Annotated in this window: 23 protein-coding genes and 1 other RNA gene; 15 read left to right on the top strand and 9 right to left on the bottom strand. The window is 38.2% G+C overall.

Features of this window, described 5'->3' with window-relative positions; genetic code table 11:
- Positions 1-2: 2 nt before the first annotated feature.
- Positions 3-302 (top strand): SCP2 sterol-binding domain-containing protein, encoded by a 300-nt coding sequence (locus ACWITO_RS05525; protein ID WP_448529005.1) that lies wholly within the window; start codon positions 3-5, stop codon positions 300-302.
- 62 nt (positions 303-364) lie between these two features.
- Here the strand turns inward: ACWITO_RS05525 and ACWITO_RS05520 are convergent, their stop codons facing one another.
- The 4 genes from ACWITO_RS05520 to ACWITO_RS05505 form a co-directional block, all read right to left on the bottom strand.
- Positions 365-2,131 (bottom strand): ABC transporter ATP-binding protein, encoded by a 1,767-nt coding sequence (locus ACWITO_RS05520; RefSeq protein ID WP_448529004.1) that lies wholly within the window; start codon positions 2,129-2,131, stop codon positions 365-367.
- Positions 2,132-2,149: 18 nt separating this feature from the next.
- Positions 2,150-2,752, bottom strand: coding sequence for a ribonuclease H1 domain-containing protein (locus tag ACWITO_RS05515; RefSeq protein ID WP_448529003.1), 603 nt, complete (start codon positions 2,750-2,752; stop codon positions 2,150-2,152).
- Positions 2,752-3,225, bottom strand: coding sequence for a DUF4293 domain-containing protein (locus ACWITO_RS05510; protein WP_448529002.1), 474 nt, complete (start codon positions 3,223-3,225; stop codon positions 2,752-2,754). The genes ACWITO_RS05515 and ACWITO_RS05510 overlap by 1 nt, the downstream gene beginning before the upstream one ends.
- Positions 3,226-3,342: 117 nt before the next feature.
- Positions 3,343-4,581: a GWxTD domain-containing protein gene (locus ACWITO_RS05505; RefSeq protein ID WP_448529001.1), complete on the bottom strand. Its 1,239-nt coding sequence runs from the start codon at positions 4,579-4,581 to the stop codon at positions 3,343-3,345.
- A gap of 139 nt (positions 4,582-4,720) precedes the next feature.
- On the opposite strand from ACWITO_RS05505, the gene ACWITO_RS05500 reads away from it, so the two are divergent.
- The 3 genes from ACWITO_RS05500 (at position 4,721) to ACWITO_RS05490 (ending at position 7,215) form a co-directional block, all read left to right on the top strand.
- On the top strand, positions 4,721-5,770 hold the full coding sequence (locus ACWITO_RS05500; protein ID WP_448529000.1) for a 2Fe-2S iron-sulfur cluster-binding protein: 1,050 nt from the start codon (positions 4,721-4,723) through the stop codon (positions 5,768-5,770).
- Between the two features lie 177 nt (positions 5,771-5,947).
- On the top strand, positions 5,948-6,793 hold the full coding sequence (locus tag ACWITO_RS05495) for a methyltransferase domain-containing protein (RefSeq protein ID WP_448528999.1): 846 nt from the start codon (positions 5,948-5,950) through the stop codon (positions 6,791-6,793).
- A 47-nt stretch (positions 6,794-6,840) separates the two neighbouring features.
- On the top strand, positions 6,841-7,215 hold the full coding sequence (locus tag ACWITO_RS05490; protein WP_448528998.1) for a CoA-binding protein: 375 nt from the start codon (positions 6,841-6,843) through the stop codon (positions 7,213-7,215).
- Between the two features lie 5 nt (positions 7,216-7,220).
- Here ACWITO_RS05490 and ACWITO_RS05485 read toward each other — a convergent pair whose 3' ends face one another.
- The 3 genes from ACWITO_RS05485 to rnpB all read right to left on the bottom strand — a co-directional run bounded on the left by ACWITO_RS05485 (position 7,221) and on the right by rnpB (position 10,540).
- The gene (locus ACWITO_RS05485; protein WP_448528997.1) at positions 7,221-7,889 is read right to left on the bottom strand and encodes a sulfite exporter TauE/SafE family protein; all 669 of its coding nucleotides are present in this window, start codon (positions 7,887-7,889) and stop codon (positions 7,221-7,223) included.
- 160 nt (positions 7,890-8,049) lie between these two features.
- Complete coding sequence (rpsA, locus tag ACWITO_RS05480) at positions 8,050-9,864, bottom strand: 30S ribosomal protein S1 (RefSeq protein WP_448528996.1); 1,815 nt, start codon at positions 9,862-9,864, stop codon at positions 8,050-8,052.
- A 301-nt stretch (positions 9,865-10,165) separates the two neighbouring features.
- Positions 10,166-10,540: RNase P RNA component class A (gene rnpB / locus ACWITO_RS05475), an RNA gene on the bottom strand.
- Between the two features lie 100 nt (positions 10,541-10,640).
- Between rnpB and ACWITO_RS05470 the strand changes: the two genes are divergently transcribed.
- From ACWITO_RS05470 to ACWITO_RS05435, 8 genes are all read left to right on the top strand, one after another.
- Positions 10,641-10,805 (top strand): hypothetical protein, encoded by a 165-nt coding sequence (locus tag ACWITO_RS05470; protein WP_165778117.1) that lies wholly within the window; start codon positions 10,641-10,643, stop codon positions 10,803-10,805.
- Between the two features lie 14 nt (positions 10,806-10,819).
- On the top strand, positions 10,820-11,014 hold the full coding sequence (locus ACWITO_RS05465) for a hypothetical protein (RefSeq protein WP_448528995.1): 195 nt from the start codon (positions 10,820-10,822) through the stop codon (positions 11,012-11,014).
- Complete coding sequence (locus ACWITO_RS05460) at positions 11,014-11,178, top strand: hypothetical protein (RefSeq protein WP_448528994.1); 165 nt, start codon at positions 11,014-11,016, stop codon at positions 11,176-11,178. Before ACWITO_RS05465 ends, ACWITO_RS05460 begins: the two co-directional genes overlap by 1 nt.
- Before the next feature lie 55 nt (positions 11,179-11,233).
- Positions 11,234-11,947, top strand: a complete 714-nt coding sequence (cmk, locus tag ACWITO_RS05455) for a (d)CMP kinase (RefSeq protein WP_448528993.1) — start codon at positions 11,234-11,236, stop codon at positions 11,945-11,947.
- A gap of 215 nt (positions 11,948-12,162) precedes the next feature.
- Complete coding sequence (gene menB / locus ACWITO_RS05450; protein WP_448528992.1) at positions 12,163-12,984, top strand: 1,4-dihydroxy-2-naphthoyl-CoA synthase; 822 nt, start codon at positions 12,163-12,165, stop codon at positions 12,982-12,984.
- 113 nt (positions 12,985-13,097) lie between these two features.
- Complete coding sequence (locus ACWITO_RS05445) at positions 13,098-13,481, top strand: hypothetical protein (protein ID WP_448528991.1); 384 nt, start codon at positions 13,098-13,100, stop codon at positions 13,479-13,481.
- A 220-nt stretch (positions 13,482-13,701) separates the two neighbouring features.
- Positions 13,702-14,835 carry a mechanosensitive ion channel family protein gene (locus ACWITO_RS05440; protein WP_448528990.1) on the top strand — a complete coding sequence of 378 codons (1,134 nt, stop codon included), beginning with the start codon at positions 13,702-13,704 and terminating at the stop codon, positions 14,833-14,835.
- Entirely contained in the window at positions 14,810-15,160 is a 351-nt protein-coding gene (locus ACWITO_RS05435; RefSeq protein WP_448528989.1) for a YraN family protein, read from the top strand. The genes ACWITO_RS05440 and ACWITO_RS05435 overlap by 26 nt, the downstream gene beginning before the upstream one ends.
- A 3-nt stretch (positions 15,161-15,163) precedes the next feature.
- Here the strand turns inward: ACWITO_RS05435 and ACWITO_RS05430 are convergent, their stop codons facing one another.
- A complete protein-coding gene (locus ACWITO_RS05430; protein ID WP_448528988.1) occupies positions 15,164-16,672 on the bottom strand; it encodes a type IX secretion system membrane protein PorP/SprF in 1,509 nt (502 codons plus the stop codon).
- A 242-nt stretch (positions 16,673-16,914) separates the two neighbouring features.
- Positions 16,915-17,475 carry a CAP domain-containing protein gene (locus tag ACWITO_RS05425; RefSeq protein WP_448528987.1) on the bottom strand — a complete coding sequence of 187 codons (561 nt, stop codon included), beginning with the start codon at positions 17,473-17,475 and terminating at the stop codon, positions 16,915-16,917.
- Positions 17,476-17,733: 258 nt separating this feature from the next.
- On the opposite strand from ACWITO_RS05425, the gene ettA reads away from it, so the two are divergent.
- The 3 genes from ettA to ACWITO_RS05410 all read left to right on the top strand — a co-directional run bounded on the left by ettA (position 17,734) and on the right by ACWITO_RS05410 (position 21,212).
- Entirely contained in the window at positions 17,734-19,398 is a 1,665-nt protein-coding gene (gene ettA / locus ACWITO_RS05420) for an energy-dependent translational throttle protein EttA (protein WP_448528986.1), read from the top strand.
- 249 nt (positions 19,399-19,647) lie between these two features.
- Positions 19,648-20,475, top strand: a complete 828-nt coding sequence (locus ACWITO_RS05415; protein WP_448528985.1) for a DNA-methyltransferase — start codon at positions 19,648-19,650, stop codon at positions 20,473-20,475.
- Entirely contained in the window at positions 20,475-21,212 is a 738-nt protein-coding gene (locus tag ACWITO_RS05410) for a PmeII family type II restriction endonuclease (RefSeq protein WP_448528984.1), read from the top strand. The genes ACWITO_RS05415 and ACWITO_RS05410 overlap by 1 nt, the downstream gene beginning before the upstream one ends.
- The last annotated feature ends 58 nt before the right edge of the window (positions 21,213-21,270 follow it).

Here is a 21,270-nt window from a genome sequence, read left to right as displayed (position 1 = left end):
AGATGAGTTTTCCTGTATTTCAAGAAAAAGTCATTGCTATTGTAGGCGAAGATAGCCGTTTGAATGCAACCGTAAAATTTGTAACAGACGAAGGCACGCTCTATGTTGATGCCAAACAAGTGCCTAATGTAATTAGCCAAGAAGATAAAGACGCTGATTGCACCGTAAGCCTTTCGGCAAGTGATGCCGTAAAACTTTTAGAAGGTAACCTCAATGCTATGAATGCCTTTATGATGGGAAAAATCAAAGTAAAAGGCGATATGGGCGTAGCTATGAAAGTAATGCAACTCATCGGAGGGTAAGAAGTTGTAATTTCTTAAAAACGCATACAGCGACTTCATTTCAAGGTAAATGAAGTCGTTTTTTATACATATTCTCCTGCAAATTGCATTTGGTAAAGTTTGGTATAATATCCGTTTTGTTTGAGCAGTTCTTCGTGAGTGCCAATTTCTTTGATTTCCCCTTTGTCTAATACAACAATTTTATCGGCGTGCTGAATGGTAGAAAGCCTATGAGCAATAACAATCGCTGTTCTGCCTTGCATCAGTTTGGTAATAGCTTCTTGGATAAGTTCTTCGGTTTCTGTATCTACGGAAGAAGTTGCTTCGTCCAAAATAATAATTTCGGGCTTATAGACCATCGCTCTAATGAAGGAAATCAGTTGTCTTTGTCCTACGGATAGCGTTGCTCCTCGTTCCATTACTTGGTAATCTAAACCTCCATTGAGTTTTTCAATAAAACTTTTTGCTCCTACGAGTTCGGCGGCTTGCCATATCGTTTCATCAGAAATATCGGAATTGCCCAAAGTAATATTTTCTCGAATAGAACCTGAAAAAAGAAATACATCTTGCAACACTACGCCTATATGAGAACGTAAAGTGGCAAGGTCGTACTGCTGAATAGGCACATTATCAATGAATATTTGCCCTCGCCGAATTTCATAAAAACGATTGATAAGGTTGATAATGGAAGATTTGCCTGCCCCTGTTGCCCCTACAAAAGCAATGGTTTCGCCGGGTCTGGCGTGAAAAGAAACATCTTTGAGTACCCAATGTTCCTCGTTGTAGGCAAACCAAACGTTTTCAAAGCGTATATCGCCCTGCAAACCTTTGGGACGCAAACTACCATTTGGCATTACATCTTCTTGATTATCCAAAAGATTTAGCACTCTTTCAGAGCTTACAATAGCCAGTTGTAAGGTATTAAATCGGTCGGCTATCATACGTATCGGGCGGAAAAATAGCGAAATATACATCATAAAGGCAATAAGCACGCCCAAAGTAGTATATTCTTCTATTACTTCGCCTGCTCCATACCATACCAAAAGCCCTGTACCTGCGGCACTAATAATTTCTGCCACAGGGAAATACACCGAATAATACAACACCGATTTCAAATTGGCTTTACGATGCTCTTTGTTGATTTCATTGAATTTTTGAGCCTCTTGCTCCTCCATTGCAAAAATTTGCACTATGTTCATTCCCGATATATGCTCTTGCACAAAGGTATTTAGATTGGCTACAGCAGTACGCACTTGTGCAAAAGCTACTTTGATTTTTTCCTTAAAAATATAGGTAGTAATAAGCAGAAAGGGTAGCATTGAAAGGCTCACAAGCGTAAGTCGCCAATTGGTCAGGAACATCATTACCAGAATTGCCAAAATTTGCAAAATATCAGCAACAATTGCCGCAATGCCGTCGCCAAAAACATTGGAAAGCGTTTCAATATCGGATATATTGCGGGTAACCAGCCTACCAATAGGGGTTTTATCAAAAAATTTAAGCCGCAGACTTAAAATCTTTTGGTACAATTGCAAGCGAATATCCTTGATAATAGTTTGCCCAAGCCAGCCCGAATAATACGTGTGTGCATATTGCACAAGCGTTTGTAAAATCAATAAGGCTATCATCACCCACGTAATTTGCAGAAGTAGGCTTTCTTTGCCTTCAACCATATAGTTATCTACGGCATACTGCACCAAATAAGGACGTATGGGTCCTAAAACGGCAATCAGTAGGGTGAGCAATACAACACTATAAAAAGTAAAGCGATAGGGCTTGGTATAAGCGTATAGCCTTTTAATGATTTTTGCATCAACGATACGTCCGATTTTACTTTTTTCTTTTTCCAAGGTTTTAGCCGAATTATCTTATTTTCTCCCAAAATCTGCGGGGATTTCGCCCCACTTCTCGGTTTCCCATTTCAAAACGGGATTTTCAAAGGAATTATTTTGTAGCCAGTTTTCTGCTCGGCGAATTAGCTCAAAAACAGGCTGATTGCGGGGTGTAAGGGCTTTTTCAGTATTGCATTTTTTGCGTTTGAGCCAACTCAAAGCAGTTTTGCTATCAGTAAAAACAGGAATATGGGAATTTTGTTTTTGTAAATACGCCAAAGCGTGAACTATTGCCAAAAATTCGCCCATATTATTGGTAGCATCTTGAAAGCCTTTTTGATGAAAAAGGACTTTTCCCGAAGGATAATGCACCCCTCTATACTCCATATCTCCCGTTTGGGTATTGCAGGCGGCATCTACACAAATAGCTTCGGGATAAGGCAAATCGGGCTTGGGAGTAGTTTTTTTACCAATAAAATTCTGATAAGACTCTCCAAAAGCTTTTTGAGCCTCTGCCAAAGTTTCAAAAGATTTGTATTTTGCTCCTTGAAAGCCCTCTACTTGGCTTTTACACGCTTGCCAAGAGTCGTAAATGCCTTTCTCTCTGCCTTCCCAAACTACGTAATACTTTTGAGCCATTAGCGGATTCTATCAGCAGAACGAACTAAATTTTCATCTTTGCGGATAAAGCGATTGGCAATCATATTGCAGATAAGTGCCACCACAGGCAAGAAAAGTCCTATCTGAAACTCTCCTTTCTGTTCGGGCAAAAGCAATTTTTCGGCATCATTGATAAGCAAAGCCGAAGCTACCGTAGCCGAAGCTATGAGCAAAGAGTTGAGAAGATTAAGAAAAATTTGACGCGGACGGTGGCGATAGCTCAGTAAGGAAATTACACTCAAAATCACAGCTACAAAACCCAAAATAAAAATATAAATGGCAGATTTTTCTTCCAAAACCTCTTCGCCTTTAAGTTTTTTCAAACCACTGGCATTGATGATAAGCTCAATACCCGACTGCGAGTCTTTTTTTGTCCAAATAGGCAGAAAGAGGAAAAAAGTCATTACAAAGGCAATTGCCGCCAAAAAAACACTTTGAATGCGTTGTATCATAAAAGTAAAATTTTTCGGATTTGCTTACAAAATTACAAAAAAAGTTTAAGCTATGAAAGTCTGATGCTCTAAAAGTTCAAACCTTGCTATGCTGAATATTTTATGCCTAATCTGCTCTCACAATCCTACTCCTTGCCGAAGTGCCTGTATGGTTTTGAGCCAAACTTCATCATATTCTACATAACGCACCAAAAGGTAATAGTCTTCAAAGAATTGATTAGGGCGGCGTAAGAAATTGAAGGTAACTTTGGTATAATTTCTACCCGCTTGGAAATTGTTGTTGCCAATATAAGACCATTTTTGGCTATCTTTGTCCCAAATTACCTCATCAGGTTCGCCAAAAATAGCGTAAATCATTCCCATATCAGTTTTCCAACCTTCTTTGAAAGAGCCAAACAAATAGTTTGCTTTACGGATACGAGCATAGTATTTTTTTACCATTTCTTTGGCTTTTACGACATCTCCTCTTGGCAAAGAAAGCCAAAAAGCATCTACGGCTTTTTTTAAGTCTTCGGCTTCCTGTATTTCTTTCATTTCCGAAGCTGCAGCAAGATAGGCAAGAGCTTCGGCAAGTTGTTCTTTGCTACGAACTTTTGGGAAATCTGCTGGCTCTATGCGTAAGCCCAAGCCGTAAAAAGCATTGTTGTTCTGTTTGATAAGATACAAGCCTTCTTCCCATTGTTGCCATTCATTACTCTTGACCTCAAAATTACGCTCTACCTCCAACTCCTTATTCTGAATAGGCTTGCTGATATTCATTGGCAATTGGGCGGCAGGATAGGTATGCTTGATTTTGGTTACATAAAAATTAGAATATTCACCTGCTATGCTACGAATTTGAAATTTTTCATTTGCCCTTACAAAGCCATTCATAAGCGGGAAATCGTCATTTTCTCTAAAAATAGCATACATTTCACGTACTTTGGTCTGGGCAAATGCGATGCGAAAAGAAACTTGATGTTTTTTAGACTCCCGCAAATCAACAAAATCTAAAATAAGCAAAGCCGTTGGCGAGTTTTCGCTTTTTGGAATATCCAAGTAAAATTTAATTCCCTCATTTTCATCAACTTTTACTTTGGTTGCTTGCCATTCTACTTTGGCACTTTTTTTAGGCAAATTGCTTGTAGTAGCCAAATCTTCTCGTACTTGGTAAAAAAGTTCAAAACGCTGTTTGAACTGCTCGGCATCGGCAGGCATATACCGATTATGAGGAATTTGTACAAAAAGACGAATTTTATCTCCATTATCCAAACTTAAATGTCGGAGGGTAAATCCTGAAATAGTAAGCACCCGATTTTCTTGGGCTATGCTCAATAAAGAATGAAACAAGCAGAAAAGCCAAACACTACGCAGCATAGGTATATGTTTTGACAAACTTATGCAAAAAATCTCTAAAAAACAAAACTTATGAAATGATTTACAAGTTCTGAGCAAAAATTCTAAATTGCAACAAAAATTCCTTTATCAGAGTTTTCTTTGCAAAAACCTTGAAGCAATGAAAAAATATCAGCTCAAAGTACAAGAAATTATCCACGAAACCTCGGACACTATCAGTGTGATTTTTGAAAATATCAGCCCCGATGCTATTTCTTACAAAGCAGGACAATTTCTCACGCTCAATCTGCATCTTGGCGGCGAAACTATTCGCCGAGCCTATTCGCTGGCAAGTTCGCCTTTTACAGATAAAAACCTCAAAATTGCTATCAAACGTGTAAAAGACGGCAAAATCTCTAATTTGCTCAACGATAGCCTGCAAGTAGGCGATATTTTGGAAACGCTTGAACCAATGGGTGTTTTTACTCCCGAAATCAAGCCCGAAAATGCTCTACAATATGTATTTTGGGCAGGTGGTAGCGGTATTACCCCGATTATCTCAATGGTAAAATCCATTTTACACGTTGAGCCCAAAAGTAGAATTTTGCTTGTCTATGCAAGCCGAAACGAAGAAAGCATTATTTTCAAGCAAGAACTCAATCGTTTAGAGGCTCAAAATGCTAATCGCCTACGAGTTTTGCACGTTCTCAGCCAACCCCTCAATTGTTGGAAAGGCTTTACGGGCAGACTGGATAAAGCCAAAGTTGAGCAAATTTTTGCCGAACTGCCCCAAGATTTACCACTTTCGCAATGGATGTGCGGACCTGCGGGTATGATGCAAACCATTGAGGAAGTTTGCAAAGAGAAAAACTTAATACCGCCCAAAAAAGAAAGTTTTACGGCTTCTATTGAAGAATCGGCTCAAAGAAAAATTGAAGAAAGCGGCAATAAAATCGTAGAAAGAGAAGTTACTGTAAAGTATGACGGCGAAACATACCATTTCAAAGTGGCTCCTAATCAGAGTATTTTAGATGCGGCTTTGGCTTTGGATATTGATTTGCCTTATTCTTGCCAAAGTGGGCTTTGTACTGCCTGTATGGGCAAATGCGTTTCGGGCAAGGTAATAATGACCGAAGACGATTGCCTCACCGAACAAGAAATTAAAGATGGCGTAGTGCTTACTTGCGTAGCTCACCCACTTTCTGATGATGTCGTTATTGAGATTGATTGATTTTTTACCAAAAATTGTAGTATAGAAACAGGAAACAGAATTCAGAACATTGGATATTTAGACAGCGTAAAACTTTTACCTCAAACGCTTGAACATTTGAACTTTTTGAACGCAAATAATTACTCAAAAATTCATAAAGAAAAAATTTCCCAACCAACCACTCATCAAGACTTACTTATGAAAAAAATCTTGTTTCTCTTGGGTTTGCTACTTTGCACTTATCTGTTTTCTTGCAAAGAAACTCCTCCCATTACCCAAAAAGTAACTTTCAACAAGGATACTTTCTTTCGGCAAGCCAAAATTTTTTTCAATCCCGATTTTTTGCGTAAAGAAATTGCAAAGCTCAACATCACTGAACGTGAAATTGTAGAGTTTTGTAGAGTGATAGATGATGCGGCTTTGCGAAGTAAATTTGCGGCGGCAGTATTTTCTCAGAAAACCTATAACAAAACCCCCGCCAAAGAAGAATTCTGGGCGGCAATACGTTTCAATTTGGCTCGCTTCATAGAAACCGTAATGATACTCAAAGAGCCTCAACAAAAGGTTTTTATGGATATTGGCTCGGGTAATGGCGAAAAACTATTTACCGCACTTTGTTTGGGTTTTGAAAAAGCCTACGGATTGGAATATAGCCCCGAATCGGTAGCAGAAAGCAAGGAAAATCTTAAAAATTTCGCCCAAGAAATAGAAATCACCCAAGGCGATGCTCTTGAAATAGACGGCAACTTTTTTCAAAAAGCCGATTTTTTGTATATGTATTCTCCTATCAAAGACAACAAATTGGCGGCAAAGCTGTTCAAAAGAGTTTTGGATAATATGAAAGAAGGAGCTATCTTTTTAGAAGTGCGTTGTGTGTATATTGATGAAGTTCGCAAACTCACAAAACTCAACTTTCCTGCCCTTAAAAGCTGGATTGCCATAAAAAAGCAAGATGGCAAGTTTTATTACAAAAATGTAATTGATAACAGCTACAATTACACCAATACCGATACCAAAGAGTGGCAGGAAGCCAAGCCTTTGTAATGCAAATGTCCAAATTTTAGAAGTTAAAAGTATATTTTTTTGAAACTATGATTTATGAAACTAAAAAGACCCTCATTTTGGGGGCTACGCCCAATCCCGAACGTTATGCCTACATAGCGGCTCAAATGCTTTCGCAAAGAGGCTATCCGATTGTTTTGGTAGGTATAAAAAAGGGGGAAGTATTTGGGCAGAAAATCATACAAGATAAAACGCATATTTTCGGTGATATTCATACCATTACCTTGTACGTAGGCAGAGCCAACCAGCCCGAATGGTACGATTATATTCTGCAAACCAAACCCAAACGACTGATTTTCAATCCGAATACTGAAAATCCTGAACTTGAAAAACTCGCTAAAAATGCAGGTATTGAATGTTTGCACGCTTGCACTTTGGTTTTATTACGAACAGGGCAATATTGATATGCCTATTTTGTAGAATGACACTCTACACCAGTTTCTTTTTCAAAATGGGGGCTTAAATAAGGAATACCTAAATTTAAGCCTCTTAAAATCATCAACAAACCTACTATGACTGCAAAAGCAGGCAAAAACTTAAAAAGTTTCAATCTCCACCGTTGCGAGAGCAAGTTTTTGTAAATAGATAGGCTCTGCATCATTGGAATAGTACCCAAACCGAAAAAAAACATATAAAGTGTCCCTTGCCACGCATCAGCTAAAACTACCGAAGCCATTACCGCCAGATATACCAGCCCACAAGGCAAAAATCCGTTCAAAATGCCTATCATTAGCAAAGAAAAATGATTTTTTCGTTGGTAAAAAGGTTTGAACCATTGTTTGAGCTTTGTAAATCCTTCATTAAGCCACGCAAAGCGAGCTAATTGGGGAAAAATAGCTATTAAAATTACTATGCTCCCTCCTATAATCGCTAAACCTTGCTGAAATCCTACAATCGCAAGTCCTTTGCCAAAACTTCCAAGCAAAAAACCTATAAAGCTGTAAGAAATTACTCGCCCTATGTTGTAGAAAAAATTTCCTAAAAAACTACGGGAAGGAAGCGTAAGAGCTATTGCACCACACATTCCTACACAATGCAAACTACCGAAAAGTCCTGTGAGAAAGGCTAAACCCAGCATATTTTAGATATTAGGCTATTAAGTGTATGTTAGCTACGAGTTTTTCGGATAGCTAACAACCTGCAAGTAAAGCAATGAGGGATAAAATCGCTATGAGAAAAGTCAGTGTTTGCTATGAAAAAAAGGGGCGGATTTACGTGCCGCCCCTTTAAGATAGGTGTTATGAAGTTGTATTTTCTTCCGAACCTTCGGTTTCTGATTTTTTCTTTCTACCTCTTTTTTTCTTGGTTTCTTCTACTACCGCAGTATCGGCGAGTGTTTCAGCAGGCAAGTTGTCCAAAGTAACATTCTCTTCTGCTTCTTGTTCCTTTTCTTTGGTTTTGCCTTTTTTCTCTTTCTTTTCTTCGGCATAGGTAGCAAGGTGCGAAAGAACGATTTTCTTTTCTCCTTTTACAAACTCTACTACTTTGAAATCCAAGGTTTCACCTACTTCGGGCTGAGTGCCATCGGCTTTTACCAAGTTTTTGGTATTACAGAAACCCTCAATTCCATAGGGAAGTTCTAAAACAGCTCCTTTATCAGTTTTGGCTTGGATAGTACATTGATGTACAGAGCCTTCGGTAAAGATGTTTTCAAAAGTATCCCAAGGATTTTCCTCTAATTGTTTGTGTCCAAGAGCCAAGCGGCGATTTTCTAAATCAAGTTCCAAAACCTTTACTTCCAGTTCATCACCTACTTTTACAAATTCAGAGGGACTCTTGATTTTCTTTGTCCAAGAAAGGTCTGAAACGTGTACAAGACCATCTACGCCTTCTTCAAGTTCCAAGAACAAACCAAAATTAGTAAGGTTACGAACTATGCCTTTATGTACGGTGCCTACGGCATATTTCACAGCCATATCGGGTTTAGTCCAAGGGTCTTCGGTGAGTTGCTTAATACCCAAAGACATTTTACGCTCTTCGCGGTCAAGGGCAAGTACAACAGCCTCCACTTCATCACCAATTTTCAAGAAATCTTGTGGATTACGCAAGTGTTGAGACCAAGACATTTCCGAAACGTGGATAAGCCCTTCTACACCGGGCATAATTTCAAGGAAAGCACCATAATCGGCTACATTCACAATTTTACCTTTCACACGCGAACCTACCTCAATAGCAGGGTCTAAGGACTCCCAAGGGTGAGGGGTAAGCTGCTTCATTCCCAAAGAGATGCGTTTTTTCTCATCATCAAAGTCAAGTACAACCACACGCACTTTTTGGTCAAGGGCGAGCATTTCTTCGGGGTGCGAAATTCTGCCCCAAGAAATATCGGTAATATGCAAAAGACCATCAACACCGCCCAAATCAATAAACACACCAAAGTTAGTCATATTCTTGATAACCCCTTCCAATACCTGTCCTCTTTCAAGATTAGCAAGAATCTGACTGCGTTGCTCTTCAAGATCTTTTTCAATAAGCACTTTGTGCGAAACAACAACGTTATCGTTAGAATAATTGATTTTTACAACTTTAACCTCCATTTTCTTGCCTACAAACACATCAAAATCGCGGATAGGCTTCACATCAATTTGTGAGCCGGGCAAGAAAGACTCAACGCCAAACACATCAACCACCAAACCACCTTTGGTGCGGCGTTTTACGAAACCTTCAATTACTAAATCATTTTCGTAGGCTTCTTTGATTTTTTCCCAAGCAATAAGTAGCTTGGCTTTTTTGCGAGAAAGCTCAATTTGTCCTGTCTTGCTTTCTCTTCTTTCTACATACACATCAATTTCATCACCCACTTTGAGTTCGGGGGTATCTCTGAATTCGGAGCGAGGAATAGTACCATCGGCTTTGAAGCCAATATCTACAAGCACCTCGCGGTCGGTAATCGTAACTACTCTACCTTTTACTACTTTGCCTTCTTCTACTTCGGCAAGCGTAGAACCGTACATTTCAAGCATTTTTTTGCGTTCGGCTTCGGAATAGCTACTGCCAAAGCCTTTGATGCCTTCTACAACGTCCCAGTTAAAATCTGTGTTTGTTTGATTCATAACGTTTTTTGCCCTTTTTACATCAGCCTGCGGGGCAAGCAAGCTGAAATTTTAGTTGAACATTGATTTTTAGGAGTGCAAAGGTAGGAGTTTTTTTCTAATTATCAAAGAATTGGGTGAAAATATTTTTACCAAGATTGAAAAGATTTTCAAGATTGGCAGGATTTTATTATTGATTTGGGAATTTGCCTTGATGTCTAAATAGAAACAGGAAACAAGAGACAGGATTCAGGATATTGGATATTTAGACGGATTAAAACTTTTCCTCAAAGTTTTGAACATAAATAATTATGATAAAACAAAAAACTACAAGTCTGTAAGCCGGGTTCTGTCGTGCTTGTTCGGCACGTCTTATCATTTATCTAGGACTTATTTCGCAATAAGCCTCTATCGACCTACCCGTTGGCTACAGGCGAGCCACCTTTGTAGCAAGAAAAATGATTGCTAACGCCAACTTATTTGGTCTTTCAACACCTGAGGTTTGCCCTGCCTTTGCTGTCGCCAGCAAAGCGGTGGTCTCTTACACCACCTTTTCACCCTTACCTTGCGGCGGTTTGTTTTCTGTGGCACTTTCTGTCAGTAGGCGAGCCTACTGCCTTCCTGTTAGGAAGCAGGTTGCTCTGTGTTGCCCGGACTTTCCTCTTGGCTTTTGCCAAGCGATAAGACGACTTGTAGCAGGCAAATTTAGCAATTTTTGTGCCTTTTTCAGAAAATTTTAGCAAGAAGTTTTGGCTTTTTCTCAAAAAATCCGAATATTTGTGAAAAATCTGAATTTTATGAAAAAGTTGTGGCTTGTTTTATTGTGTTTGGCTTGCACAATAGCTTTATTTTCCTGTGGAAGTGATAGTTATGCGTATCGCCGTAAGCACGGCGGCTATGATAGCCAAACGTGGATACCTAAAAGGCATTACCCTTATTGGTACAACAAGAAAGCTCGTTAAACAAAAATTTGAATATGAAAAAGTCGGTAATTTATTTTCTTTTTTTTGCATTTTTGGCTCTTATTGCTGAATCTTGCACCGTTGATAGCTACGCCTATCGTCGCAGGCACGGTGGCTATGATAGCCAAACGTGGATACGTTATACCAAGCGTTCTCGCGATATCAATTTACGCACTTACACAGGCTATCCAAGAAGTAGTAGAAAATAATGATAACAAAATTTTTCAAAAAAATCCCTTTTCTTCCTTGCATCGTAGGCTTGCTGATGCTTTTTACCATAGAGGCTTGCCAAAGCTATAAAGCACCGCCACGTAGAAGAAACGGAAAAATCCCAAAATCAGGGCGAATACCCTGCCCTATTAAAGATTGTTAGCACATAAACAAAAGACCTATAAGGCTTTACCTTGTAGGTTTTAATTTATACTTTTATGCGAAAAATTATCATAGCACTTGACGGTTATTCGGCTTGTGGTAAGAGTTCAACGGCAAAACTGGTTGCCTCTGCTTTGGGCTACAACTACATTGATACAGGGGCAATGTACCGAGCCGTTACACTTTATTTTTATGAAAATTACATAGAACTCACCAACCCCAAAGCTATTTCAGAAGCTCTTGAAAATATTGAAATTTCTTTCCACTTTAATCCCAATACCCAAAAATCAGATACTTTCCTCAACAATTTGAATGTGGAAGAGGAAATCAGAAAAATGTACATTTCTGAAAGAGTAAGCCAAGTAAGTGCCATTCCTGATGTACGAAAAGCAATGGTACGCCAACAACAAAAAATGGGGAGAAAAAGAGGGATTGTTATGGACGGCAGAGATATTGGAACGGTGGTTTTCCCCGATGCCGAAGTAAAAGTTTTTATGACCGCCGACCTTTATACACGTGCCATTCGCAGGCAAAAAGAACTCATTGAAAAAGATGAAATTGTGGATTTGGACGAAATTATTGAAAATTTGCAAACCCGCGACCGCATTGATACCACCCGCACCGAAAGCCCTTTGCGAAAAGCAGAAGATGCTCATTTTTTGGATACAACCTATATGACCATCGACGAGCAAGTAGAATACGTTTTGCAACTGGCTACCACCAAAATCTTGGAAGTAAATCGCCTACCTGCTAAAAGCATTGAAATCTAATTTTGGCAAACAAATTCATTTTTCAAAAGTTTTCTAAAAACTACGCAAAATGTGTAGAGCAATTGTAATTATTTACGTTCAAAAAGTTTAAGGGTTCAAGCGTTTAAGGTAAAAGTTTTACTATGTCTAAATCCTGTTTCCTGCTTCTATACTACAAATTAGACTTAAACAATTACGAGTAATTTATTTTTGTGCAATTTTTAACCTCAAAAGCTATGTCAAAATTTCCTTGGGAAACTATTAAAGAATACAGCGACATCAAATTTGAGTATTTTGAAGGCATCGGCAAAATTACTATCAATCGTCCTCGCTATCGGAATGCCTTTCGCCCTGAAACCGTAATGCAAATGATTGAAGCGGTAGATTATTGCCGTTACAGCAATAAAATTAATGTAGTAGTGCTTACAGGTGAAGGTGATAAAGCCTTTTGTAGTGGTGGCGACCAAAATGTAAAAGGGGTTGGTGGCTATGTAGGCGAAGATGGTGTTCCTCGTCTGAACGTTTTGGATTTACAAAAGAAAATCCGCTCTTTACCCAAACCTGTAATTGCTATGGTCAATGGTTATGCTATTGGTGGCGGACACGTGCTTCACGTAGTATGCGATTTGAGTATAGCTTCTGAAAATGCTATTTTCGGACAAACAGGACCCCGAGTAGGTAGCTTTGATGCGGGTTTTGGAGCTTCGTATTTGGCTCGCATCGTAGGACAGAAAAAAGCACGGGAAATTTGGTTTCTGTGTAGGCAATACAATGCCCAACAAGCACTGGAAATGGGGCTTGTCAATGCCGTAGTGCCTCTGGAAAAATTGGAAGAAGAAGTAGTACAATGGTGCAGAGAAATCCAACAATTAAGCCCACTGGCTCTGAGAATGATTAAGGTAGGTTTGAACGCCGAACTTGACGGACAGGCGGGTATTCAGGAACTGGCAGGCAATGCTACTTTGCTTTACTATCTTACCGAAGAAGCCCAAGAAGGGAAAAATGCTTTTCTGGAAAAACGTAAACCTAATTTCCAAAAATATCCCAAATTTCCTTGATACCTTTATCCCGATTTTTTCGGGATTTTTTTATTTTTTTCAAAAAACTCTTTTTTGATTAAAAAAATCGCATTAACTTGCGGTTTGTGTGTGTAAGTGCTAAATTTACCCTAATGCCCAGTTCCCATTATAAGAAAGTTTTACTTTTGCTCAAATCGGTCATTTTCAACTATCACGGATTAGATGAAGATGAGCAAAAAATTCTCAAAGAAACCGCCGACCAAATCAGCGGTACAGAGGAGCTACAATGGGTAAATGAATTTATTTTGCAAGATGATTTGAGTGCCTTCGATAGAGCCCGAGGATTTTTCAATACAGTGATAGGCGAGTTTTCCAAAGAGCAAAGACTGGAAATTATACGTCAGATTTGGGACGCCAATCGTAGTAAAGGCTATGTAAGTGAAATAGAAGCCACTTCACTCCTCAAAATAGCCAAAGATTGGGGCGTACAAAGCGATTTTATTGCTTATGTGCGTAGCACTCGCAATAATGCCTAAAAATATCTCCATTTTTTTGACTTTCATAAAATCTTGATGTGCCGATTTTTGGTGTGCTTGTAGAGGTCTGCCCATCATTGCCCTATATTGCACATTTCGGCACATCTTTTTACTTCTTACAACTGATGTCAGAAAAATTTGTTTGGATTTTTCTAAAAAAATCCCCTTCCGAGTGCAAGATTTTCTTAATTTCGTACCCAGAACCTAAATTCATCAAGCTATGTTTGAGTGGGTAAATCGCTATTTTGAAGGTAGTATTTTAGAAAACAAACCTTCACAAATTGCGGCTTTTTTGGCTTTTGTTTTAGTAGCCGTGCTGTTCAAGGGCATTTTAGCTCCTCTCATCTTACGCCTTATTTCTAAAATTTTTATCCGAAAAACCGAAGGTGATAAAAATGTTTTAAGCAATTTTATCCTTTTTACGCAGAAATCTATCAAGCGTTTTTTGGTGTTTTTGTTTTTCTACATCGCTTTTCAGCAACTTAATTTTCCCAAAAGTTGGAATTTAGCTCCTCGCAACGAATTCGGATTGCATTTCTTGCTCAATAAGTCTTACCAAATTTTTTTGGTAGTGCTTTTTACGCTTTTTGTGCTTCGGGTTATCAATTTTTGGGGCTTATATTTTATGCAAAAAGCCCGCCTTACTGAATCGCGAATGGACGACCACATTATTCCCTACCTCAAAGAAATCACCAAAGTAGTTATTGTGCTGATTATTTTGCTTTTCACTTTAAGCAATATTTTGAATCTTAATGTCAATGCTATTATTACGGGCTTGGGGATTGGTGGCTTGGCAGTAGCTTTGGCGGGAAAAGAAACGCTTGAAAACCTTTTCGCCTCTTTTACCATTTTTTTGGATAAACCTTTCATCACAGGCGATTTGGTAAAAGTGGATAATATCATTGGTAGAGTGGAAAAAGTAGGTTTTCGTACCACACGCATACGCACTATTGAGCGTTCTATTGTTACTTTACCCAATAAAACAATGGTAGATAAGCCTGTGGATAACCTTACCAATCGCCTTACTTGGCGAGCTATGTTTGAATTAGACCTCACCTACCAAACCCCTATGCCTGTACTGAAAGCTATACGAGATGAAATTTATGATTATTTGCACCAGCACACTCGTACTGATGAAAATAGCCAAGTGTTTTTCTCCGAATTCGGTAGCCACGCTCTTAAAATTCAGATTTATTATTTTGTCTTTACCAACGACTTTTTTGATTTTATGCGGGTAAAAGATGAAATCAATTTCAAAATTCACGAAATTGTTTCTCGCAATGGTGCCGAATTTGCCTTCCCTACTCGCACTATTTTCCTGAAAAATGATGAAAAAAGCTCTGAAAACACTTGAAAAAGGCTTTTTTTATGAAAATCAAGCCAAAATTTTTTTGCAAGAAAATGGTTACGAGATTCTTGCTCAAAACTATCGCTTTGGCAAAGGTGAAATAGATATCATTGTTCAAAAAGAAGGTTGGCTTGTATTTGTAGAAGTTCGCTATCGCAAAAATGCAGATTTCGGCTACCCCGAACAAAGCATTTCTGAAAAGAAAAAGAATTTACTTCGCCAAACAGCCGAAAATTTTATTTTTGAGAAAAATTGGCAAGGAAATATTCGCTTTGATATTGTTGCAATCCTTGAAAATGGCGAAATAGAGCATTTTCAGGATTGCTTTTGAGTTTTATTCATCTTCCTGCCGTTCATCGGGCTTTCTTGGCACACACAAAATCCAGATAGTTCTATCTTTGAAGCGTTTTTGAAGTTGCAGAGCGAATTTATCGGCTTTATCGAAATTATCCGAAGCCAGTACATACACTTCATAATAGTTATTGATAGGGCTTTGTCGTATTTTCGCCTTCAACTTATAGCGAGAAATAAGTTCTCTCTGTCTGCGTTCTGCATTTTCTTTCATCATAAACGAGCCTAAAATCACATAACTGCGATAAGGCTTCTGACGCAAACGCTCACGAGAGGCTTCTGAAAGCGTATCGGGGTGTACGGGAAACTCTGTTTCTATGATAACACTATCTTTTTCAGCGACAGTATCCTTGATAACGATTTCCTCCAAAGCTACATCGTCATCATACAGCGTAGTATCTTGGGGTGGCGGCTCCATATTGATAAAAGACGCATCCAAACTGGAAAGTTTGCGAAGGTTGTAAATGAGTTGTATTTCGTGAACAGGGTTTTTATTAAAACCTGCTTGTTCATCATTAAATTTGAAAGTATAACTAATTCCAAATTTGGAGTAGTAAAATTTAGTTCCCGCCATAAGAGCAAAGCCATAATCTTTAATCCAACTTGCACCAAACCAATGTTGTTTTTTATCATTCACATAGTTGAGAGTATTGTTAATTTCAAGGGTAGAAGTTTGATTATCAAATTGTCGGAAAATTAGCATTGGCTTCATACTCCAAAACATAATCTTATCGGAGCTAAACTGCCGAGCAAGCGAAACAAACCAATTTGAAACAGGGAAAAATCCTTCATAGTTGTAAGTTGAGGAAGGTTTGAACAAACGAGGCAAGCCTGCTCCAAATTCCCAAGCACTAAAAGGTCCCGATTTACCTCCAAAAACATACATCAAGCCAAATTGCCCCACAGGACGAGCAAATTTATCCCTTCTATTCACAAGAGCGGGGTCATCAATACCCGTACCATCAGGAATATTGAAACCATCGTTTTCTGCCCCCATAGCCAAGCCCAATCGCAGATTTTCCACAGGTACTCCGAAAAGATTTTCCATAAACTTTACCTTCACTTCGCGTGCATACGAAAACCATACCCCTGTGGTACGCCAAATGCTCCGAGAAAAATTATAGACATTTCCTCCTATGGCATTAGGAGTAAGTTCCTCTTCGTAAAGCAACTTACCTCTTTTATCACGAAGTTGTCTGCCATACTCATCTAATTTTGGAGCACCTCTTTTGTAAATATACTTATTAAAACTCAGTGAAGCATAGGTAGGTACATTCTGAAAAGAGCCGATTTGTTGCCTATGGAAAGTAAAGAAAAAGAGCGGGTCTTCCCCTGAACCAAATACAGGTTGCAAACCTGCCGCCGCTGGATTGAGCAAATGATAATTATTGAAATTGTGCAAATGAAAAGGCGTATTGGGCAAACCTTGTGAATAAACAAGATTGCTCAATAAAAATGTAAAAAAACAAATGTGAATAATAAATCTTTTCATTGGGTTTAAGCTGAGATATTTTCGCAAAATTACGTAAGTTTTTCAACGAAAAATTAAACTTTCTTGCGAAAATATTTGCAAATCATTAAAAAAGCAAATTTTTTTGCAAAATATTCATCAAAATTTTGTACTCATTAAAAAGTTAGCTATCCAAACTTTTCTTTACAAATCTCTAAAAATCATTTGTGCCAATTATCAGAATAGAGCGTTCAAAGGTTTTTTGTTTCAAGTTTTTAGCCAACTTACCACTTCTTTTTAGCAATGATTACACACAAATAAGAACCTAAACTCCCACCTTTTGCCCAACCTATGCCTATATCTGTCAGATTGGTGTAGAACTTATCCACCCCCAAAAGATGACTGCGATGTCCAGCCTTCCGATGGTCTATTTCTCCTTTGTCTTTTAGCAAATAAATAATGCCTTCTTTGGGTGTAGTAGCACCTGCGACAATAGATTCAAAATAGTTGCTATTTGCGGGTTCTGTCCATTCTTTGGGTATGCCATAACCTGCCTCATACATCAAGATATTGATACCTTTTCCTTCGGGATTGGTATGGTCAAAATATTTGCGTTTGAGCATATCTTCTGCCTTGGCTTGTGCTACACGAGCCAGTGTATCATTCCATTGCAAAGCGTGCCGAGTTTGCAAGGCGGATAAATCAATACCTATTTCTTTGCTATACCAAGAAGGATTTTTTCGGATTTTATTCAAATACTCAAAAGCCTCTTTTACAGCATTATCCTGAGCTTGCACACAATAGCCAATACTTATCCAAACCCAAAGCAAGAAAATTTTTTTCATAGTAAAATGGCTCTCAGCTATATCAGAAAATAGCAGAATAGTTTATGCAAAGATACAAGAAAAAAGCTATTATAGCATATTTTTACAAAAGTTTCCTTCAAAGATACCCTGTGCTAAATCAAAATTTGTTTTTAAGCTTTTTTTTCTAAATATTTGAAAATCAATGTTTATAACTCTAAAAATCTTGAAAAACACTTTAATTCTGGTATAAATTAGCCAAAATATTTTACTTTTGCCTGCGATTCAAAAGCAAATTTTATGCAGGACGAAAAAATCATCTTTTCAATGGCGGGTGTGAATAAAATTTTTCCGCCCAATAAGCAAGTTTTGAAAAATATCTATCTTTCATTTTTCTATGGTGCCAAAATTGGTATTCTTGGGCTCAATGGTTCGGGGAAATCTACCTTAATGAAAATTATTGCAGGTTTGGATAAGGACTATCAGGGCGAAGTAGTTTTTAATGGAAATTATACTGTGGGTTATTTGCCCCAAGAACCTGAATTTGATAAATCTAAAACGGTGCGTGAAGTAGTAGAAGAAGGTGTTGCCGAAACCGTGAGATTGCTCAAAGAATTTGACGAAATCAACGCGGCTTTTGCTGAGCCTGATGCCGATTTTGATAAACTCATTGCTCGCCAAGCCGAAGTGCAAGAAAAACTTGACCACTTGGACGCTTGGACATTAGATGCCCGTTTGGAAAAAGCAATGGACGCTCTGCGTTGTCCCCCTCCCGATGCCATCATAGCCAACCTTTCAGGAGGAGAAAAACGCCGTGTGGCTTTGTGCCGTTTGCTTCTGCAACAACCTGATGTACTCCTGCTTGATGAACCTACCAACCATTTAGACGCAGAATCGGTGCAGTGGCTTGAAAGGCATTTACAAGAATACAAAGGCACTGTTATTGCCGTTACCCACGACCGCTATTTTTTGGATAATGTTGCGGGCTGGATTTTGGAATTGGACAGAGGTGAGGGTATTCCTTGGAAAGGAAATTATTCTTCTTGGCTGGAGCAAAAACAAAAACGCTTGGCACAAGAAGAAAAATCCGAAACCAAACGTATGAAAACTCTTGAAAGAGAACTTGAATGGGTACGAATGGCTCCCAAAGCTCGTCAGGCAAAATCCAAAGCACGTTTGAGTGCCTATGAAAAACTACTTTCCGAAGAAAGCAAAGAAAAAGAAGCTAAATTAGAGTTGTACATTCCACCCGGACCACGTTTGGGAAATAAAGTTATTATCGCAAACAATGTGAGCAAATCCTATGGCGATAAACTCTTGTTTGAAAACCTTAGCTTTACACTCCCTCCCGCAGGCATTGTGGGCGTGATAGGTCCGAATGGTGCAGGGAAAACCACTCTTTTCAAACTTATTACAGGCAAAGAAAAACCCGATAGCGGTACATTTGAAATTGGAGAAACCGTAAAAATTGCTTACGTAGATCAAGAACACGATAATTTAGACCCCGAAAAAACCGTCTATCAGGCAATTTCGGAAGGTAATGAGTGGATACAGCTCGGAAATACACAAGTCAATGCAAGAGCCTACGTAAGTAAATTCAATTTTACAGGCAACGACCAAGAAAAGAAAATTGGCGTACTTTCAGGAGGCGAAAGAAACAGAGTGCATCTGGCAATGACCCTCAAAGAAGGAGGAAACTTGCTACTACTGGACGAACCCACCAACGACTTGGACGTAAATACTTTACGTGCTTTGGAAGAGGCTTTGGAAAACTTTGGTGGCTGTGCTGTCATTATTTCTCACGACAGGTGGTTTTTGGATAGAATTTGCACACATATTCTTGCTTTTGAAGGCAATTCACAAGTGTATTTCTTTGAAGGAAATTATAGCGAATACGAAGAAAATCGTAAAAAACGCTTAGGAAACGACGCCCCCCAACGTATCAAATACAAAAAGTTGGTGTAATTTAGGTGGAAAAGTTTGAAAGTTTGAAGTTCAAACCTGCTTTCGTAAATTTTAGATAATTGTTTTAGGTCTAATTTGTAGTATGGAAACAGAAAATAAGAAGTAGGAAACAGGATTTAAAAAATTGGATATTTAGACGGAATAAAACTTTGACAAAATCTCAAACTCCTCAACAACAAATTAGATTGAAATCAAGACATTTTGTCTAAAATTCAATAAATTTGTCGTTGTACGACAACCTGCAAAACAATGATAGAAGTAAAAACGGAGATATTTTTGGGCGATTGTAAAAATGTACTGCAACAAATTCCTGAAAACAGCATAGACCTTATTTTTACTTCTCCGCCCTATGCCGACCAACGAAAAAATACTTATGGGGGCATAGCCCCTGATAAGTATGTGGAGTGGTTCTTACCTATTTCAGAGCAACTTTTAAGAGTGCTAAAACCTACGGGAACTTTTATTTTGAACATTAAAGAAAAAGTCGTTGAAGGAGAAAGAAGCACTTATGTCATAGAATTGATTTTAGCCCTCCGAAAACAAGGCTGGCTCTGGACAGAAGAGTTTATTTGGCATAAAAAAAACTCTTATCCAGGCAAATGGGCAAATCGTTTCAGAGATAGTTGGGAAAGGCTTTTGCAATTTAATAAGGACAGAAAGTTTAATATGTACCAAGATGCAGTAAAAGTTCCTATTGGCGATTGGGCAAAAGGGCGGTTAAAAAATTTGAGCGAAACTGATAAAATACGTGATAATGCTAAAAATGGAAGCGGTTTTGGCAAAAATGTGTCCAACTGGGTAGGTAAAGAAATGGTATATCCTACAAATGTACTACATTTTGCAACAGAATGTCAAAATAAAAATCACCCTGCCGCATTCCCCGAAAATTTGCCCGAATGGTTTATCAAACTTTTCACAAAAGAAGGTGATAAAGTACTTGACCCTTTTGCTGGTTCAGGAACTACATTGATGGTAGCTCAAAAGCTAAAACGAAACTCAATTGGAATAGAAATTTTACCCGAATACTATCAAATGATGATGAAAGAAATTGAGACCGTAAAATATTTTCTACTCTGATGTCCAAGTTAAATTTACAAGAAGTAAGCCAATATGTTGAGCAAAACATAGGTACTTTTCACTCCAAACGTTTGGAAAAACTTGAAAAGCTAAATTTCAAAGAACTTTTGAAACGTAAAAACCCATATTTATTCAAAGCTAAAAATATTCTCACCGCACAAGATCTGGTAAAAAACTTACTTGATGCTTACTTACAATCACAAGAAGAAACCTTATTCGGTGATTTTTTAGAAGGATTAGCTATCTTTGTTTGCAAAAAAGTATTTGGAGGCGTAAAGTCAAGAGTTTTGGAAGGAATTGATTTAGAATTTTCCAAAAATGGCTTCTACTATATTATTGAAATCAAATCGGGACCTAACTGGGGGAATAGTAGTCAAATCAAGAAAATGAGAGAAAACTTCAAAAATGCCGAAAAAGAACTACTCAAACAAAACAAAAACCTGAAAATTATAGCTGTAAATGGTTGCTGTTATGGGGTTGAAAACAAGCCTAACAAGGGAGATTATCAAAAAATTTGCGGACAAGAGTTTTGGCAACTCATTTCGGATAGCCCAACACTTTACACAGACATCATAGAACCCCTTGGGCATCAAGCCAGAGAAAAAAATGATGAGTTTTTCAAAGCCTATGCAAAAGTTATAAATCAATTTACTTTGAAATTTTCCCAAGAATTTTGTGATAACGGAGTAATTAATTGGCAAAAAATTGTAGAATTTAATTCTAAAAAAAAGACCTAAGCCCAAGAAACAACTTTGACAAATAGTAAAATAACGTGAATTATAAGTCTAACTTATT

It is taken from the genome of Raineya sp., assembly GCF_053497555.1.
Note: the sequence above shows the minus strand (reverse complement) of the source record. Positions and strands in the feature narration are given on the sequence as shown.

What these genes read in the sequence shown, in the direction of transcription:
- ACWITO_RS05505 (WP_448529001.1), bottom strand. Translation starts at nt 4,581, where the DNA reads ATGCTGCGTAGTGTTTGGCTTTTCTGCTTGTTTCATTCTTTATTGAGC.
- ACWITO_RS05415 (WP_448528985.1), top strand. Translation starts at nt 19,648, where the DNA reads ATGATAGAAGTAAAAACGGAGATATTTTTGGGCGATTGTAAAAATGTA.
- ACWITO_RS05495 (WP_448528999.1), top strand. Translation starts at nt 5,948, where the DNA reads ATGAAAAAAATCTTGTTTCTCTTGGGTTTGCTACTTTGCACTTATCTG.
- ACWITO_RS05515 (WP_448529003.1), bottom strand. Translation starts at nt 2,752, where the DNA reads ATGGCTCAAAAGTATTACGTAGTTTGGGAAGGCAGAGAGAAAGGCATT.
- menB (WP_448528992.1), top strand. Translation starts at nt 12,163, where the DNA reads ATGTCAAAATTTCCTTGGGAAACTATTAAAGAATACAGCGACATCAAA.
- ACWITO_RS05410 (WP_448528984.1), top strand. Translation starts at nt 20,475, where the DNA reads ATGTCCAAGTTAAATTTACAAGAAGTAAGCCAATATGTTGAGCAAAAC.
- ACWITO_RS05445 (WP_448528991.1), top strand. Translation starts at nt 13,098, where the DNA reads ATGCCCAGTTCCCATTATAAGAAAGTTTTACTTTTGCTCAAATCGGTC.
- ACWITO_RS05435 (WP_448528989.1), top strand. Translation starts at nt 14,810, where the DNA reads ATGAAAAAAGCTCTGAAAACACTTGAAAAAGGCTTTTTTTATGAAAAT.
- ACWITO_RS05510 (WP_448529002.1), bottom strand. Translation starts at nt 3,225, where the DNA reads ATGATACAACGCATTCAAAGTGTTTTTTTGGCGGCAATTGCCTTTGTA.
- rpsA (WP_448528996.1), bottom strand. Translation starts at nt 9,864, where the DNA reads ATGAATCAAACAAACACAGATTTTAACTGGGACGTTGTAGAAGGCATC.
- ACWITO_RS05500 (WP_448529000.1), top strand. Translation starts at nt 4,721, where the DNA reads ATGAAAAAATATCAGCTCAAAGTACAAGAAATTATCCACGAAACCTCG.
- ACWITO_RS05490 (WP_448528998.1), top strand. Translation starts at nt 6,841, where the DNA reads ATGATTTATGAAACTAAAAAGACCCTCATTTTGGGGGCTACGCCCAAT.
- ettA (WP_448528986.1), top strand. Translation starts at nt 17,734, where the DNA reads ATGCAGGACGAAAAAATCATCTTTTCAATGGCGGGTGTGAATAAAATT.
- ACWITO_RS05465 (WP_448528995.1), top strand. Translation starts at nt 10,820, where the DNA reads ATGAAAAAGTCGGTAATTTATTTTCTTTTTTTTGCATTTTTGGCTCTT.
- ACWITO_RS05525 (WP_448529005.1), top strand. Translation starts at nt 3, where the DNA reads ATGAGTTTTCCTGTATTTCAAGAAAAAGTCATTGCTATTGTAGGCGAA.
- ACWITO_RS05425 (WP_448528987.1), bottom strand. Translation starts at nt 17,475, where the DNA reads ATGAAAAAAATTTTCTTGCTTTGGGTTTGGATAAGTATTGGCTATTGT.
- ACWITO_RS05440 (WP_448528990.1), top strand. Translation starts at nt 13,702, where the DNA reads ATGTTTGAGTGGGTAAATCGCTATTTTGAAGGTAGTATTTTAGAAAAC.
- ACWITO_RS05460 (WP_448528994.1), top strand. Translation starts at nt 11,014, where the DNA reads ATGATAACAAAATTTTTCAAAAAAATCCCTTTTCTTCCTTGCATCGTA.
- ACWITO_RS05470 (WP_165778117.1), top strand. Translation starts at nt 10,641, where the DNA reads ATGAAAAAGTTGTGGCTTGTTTTATTGTGTTTGGCTTGCACAATAGCT.
- cmk (WP_448528993.1), top strand. Translation starts at nt 11,234, where the DNA reads ATGCGAAAAATTATCATAGCACTTGACGGTTATTCGGCTTGTGGTAAG.
- ACWITO_RS05485 (WP_448528997.1), bottom strand. Translation starts at nt 7,889, where the DNA reads ATGCTGGGTTTAGCCTTTCTCACAGGACTTTTCGGTAGTTTGCATTGT.
- ACWITO_RS05430 (WP_448528988.1), bottom strand. Translation starts at nt 16,672, where the DNA reads ATGAAAAGATTTATTATTCACATTTGTTTTTTTACATTTTTATTGAGC.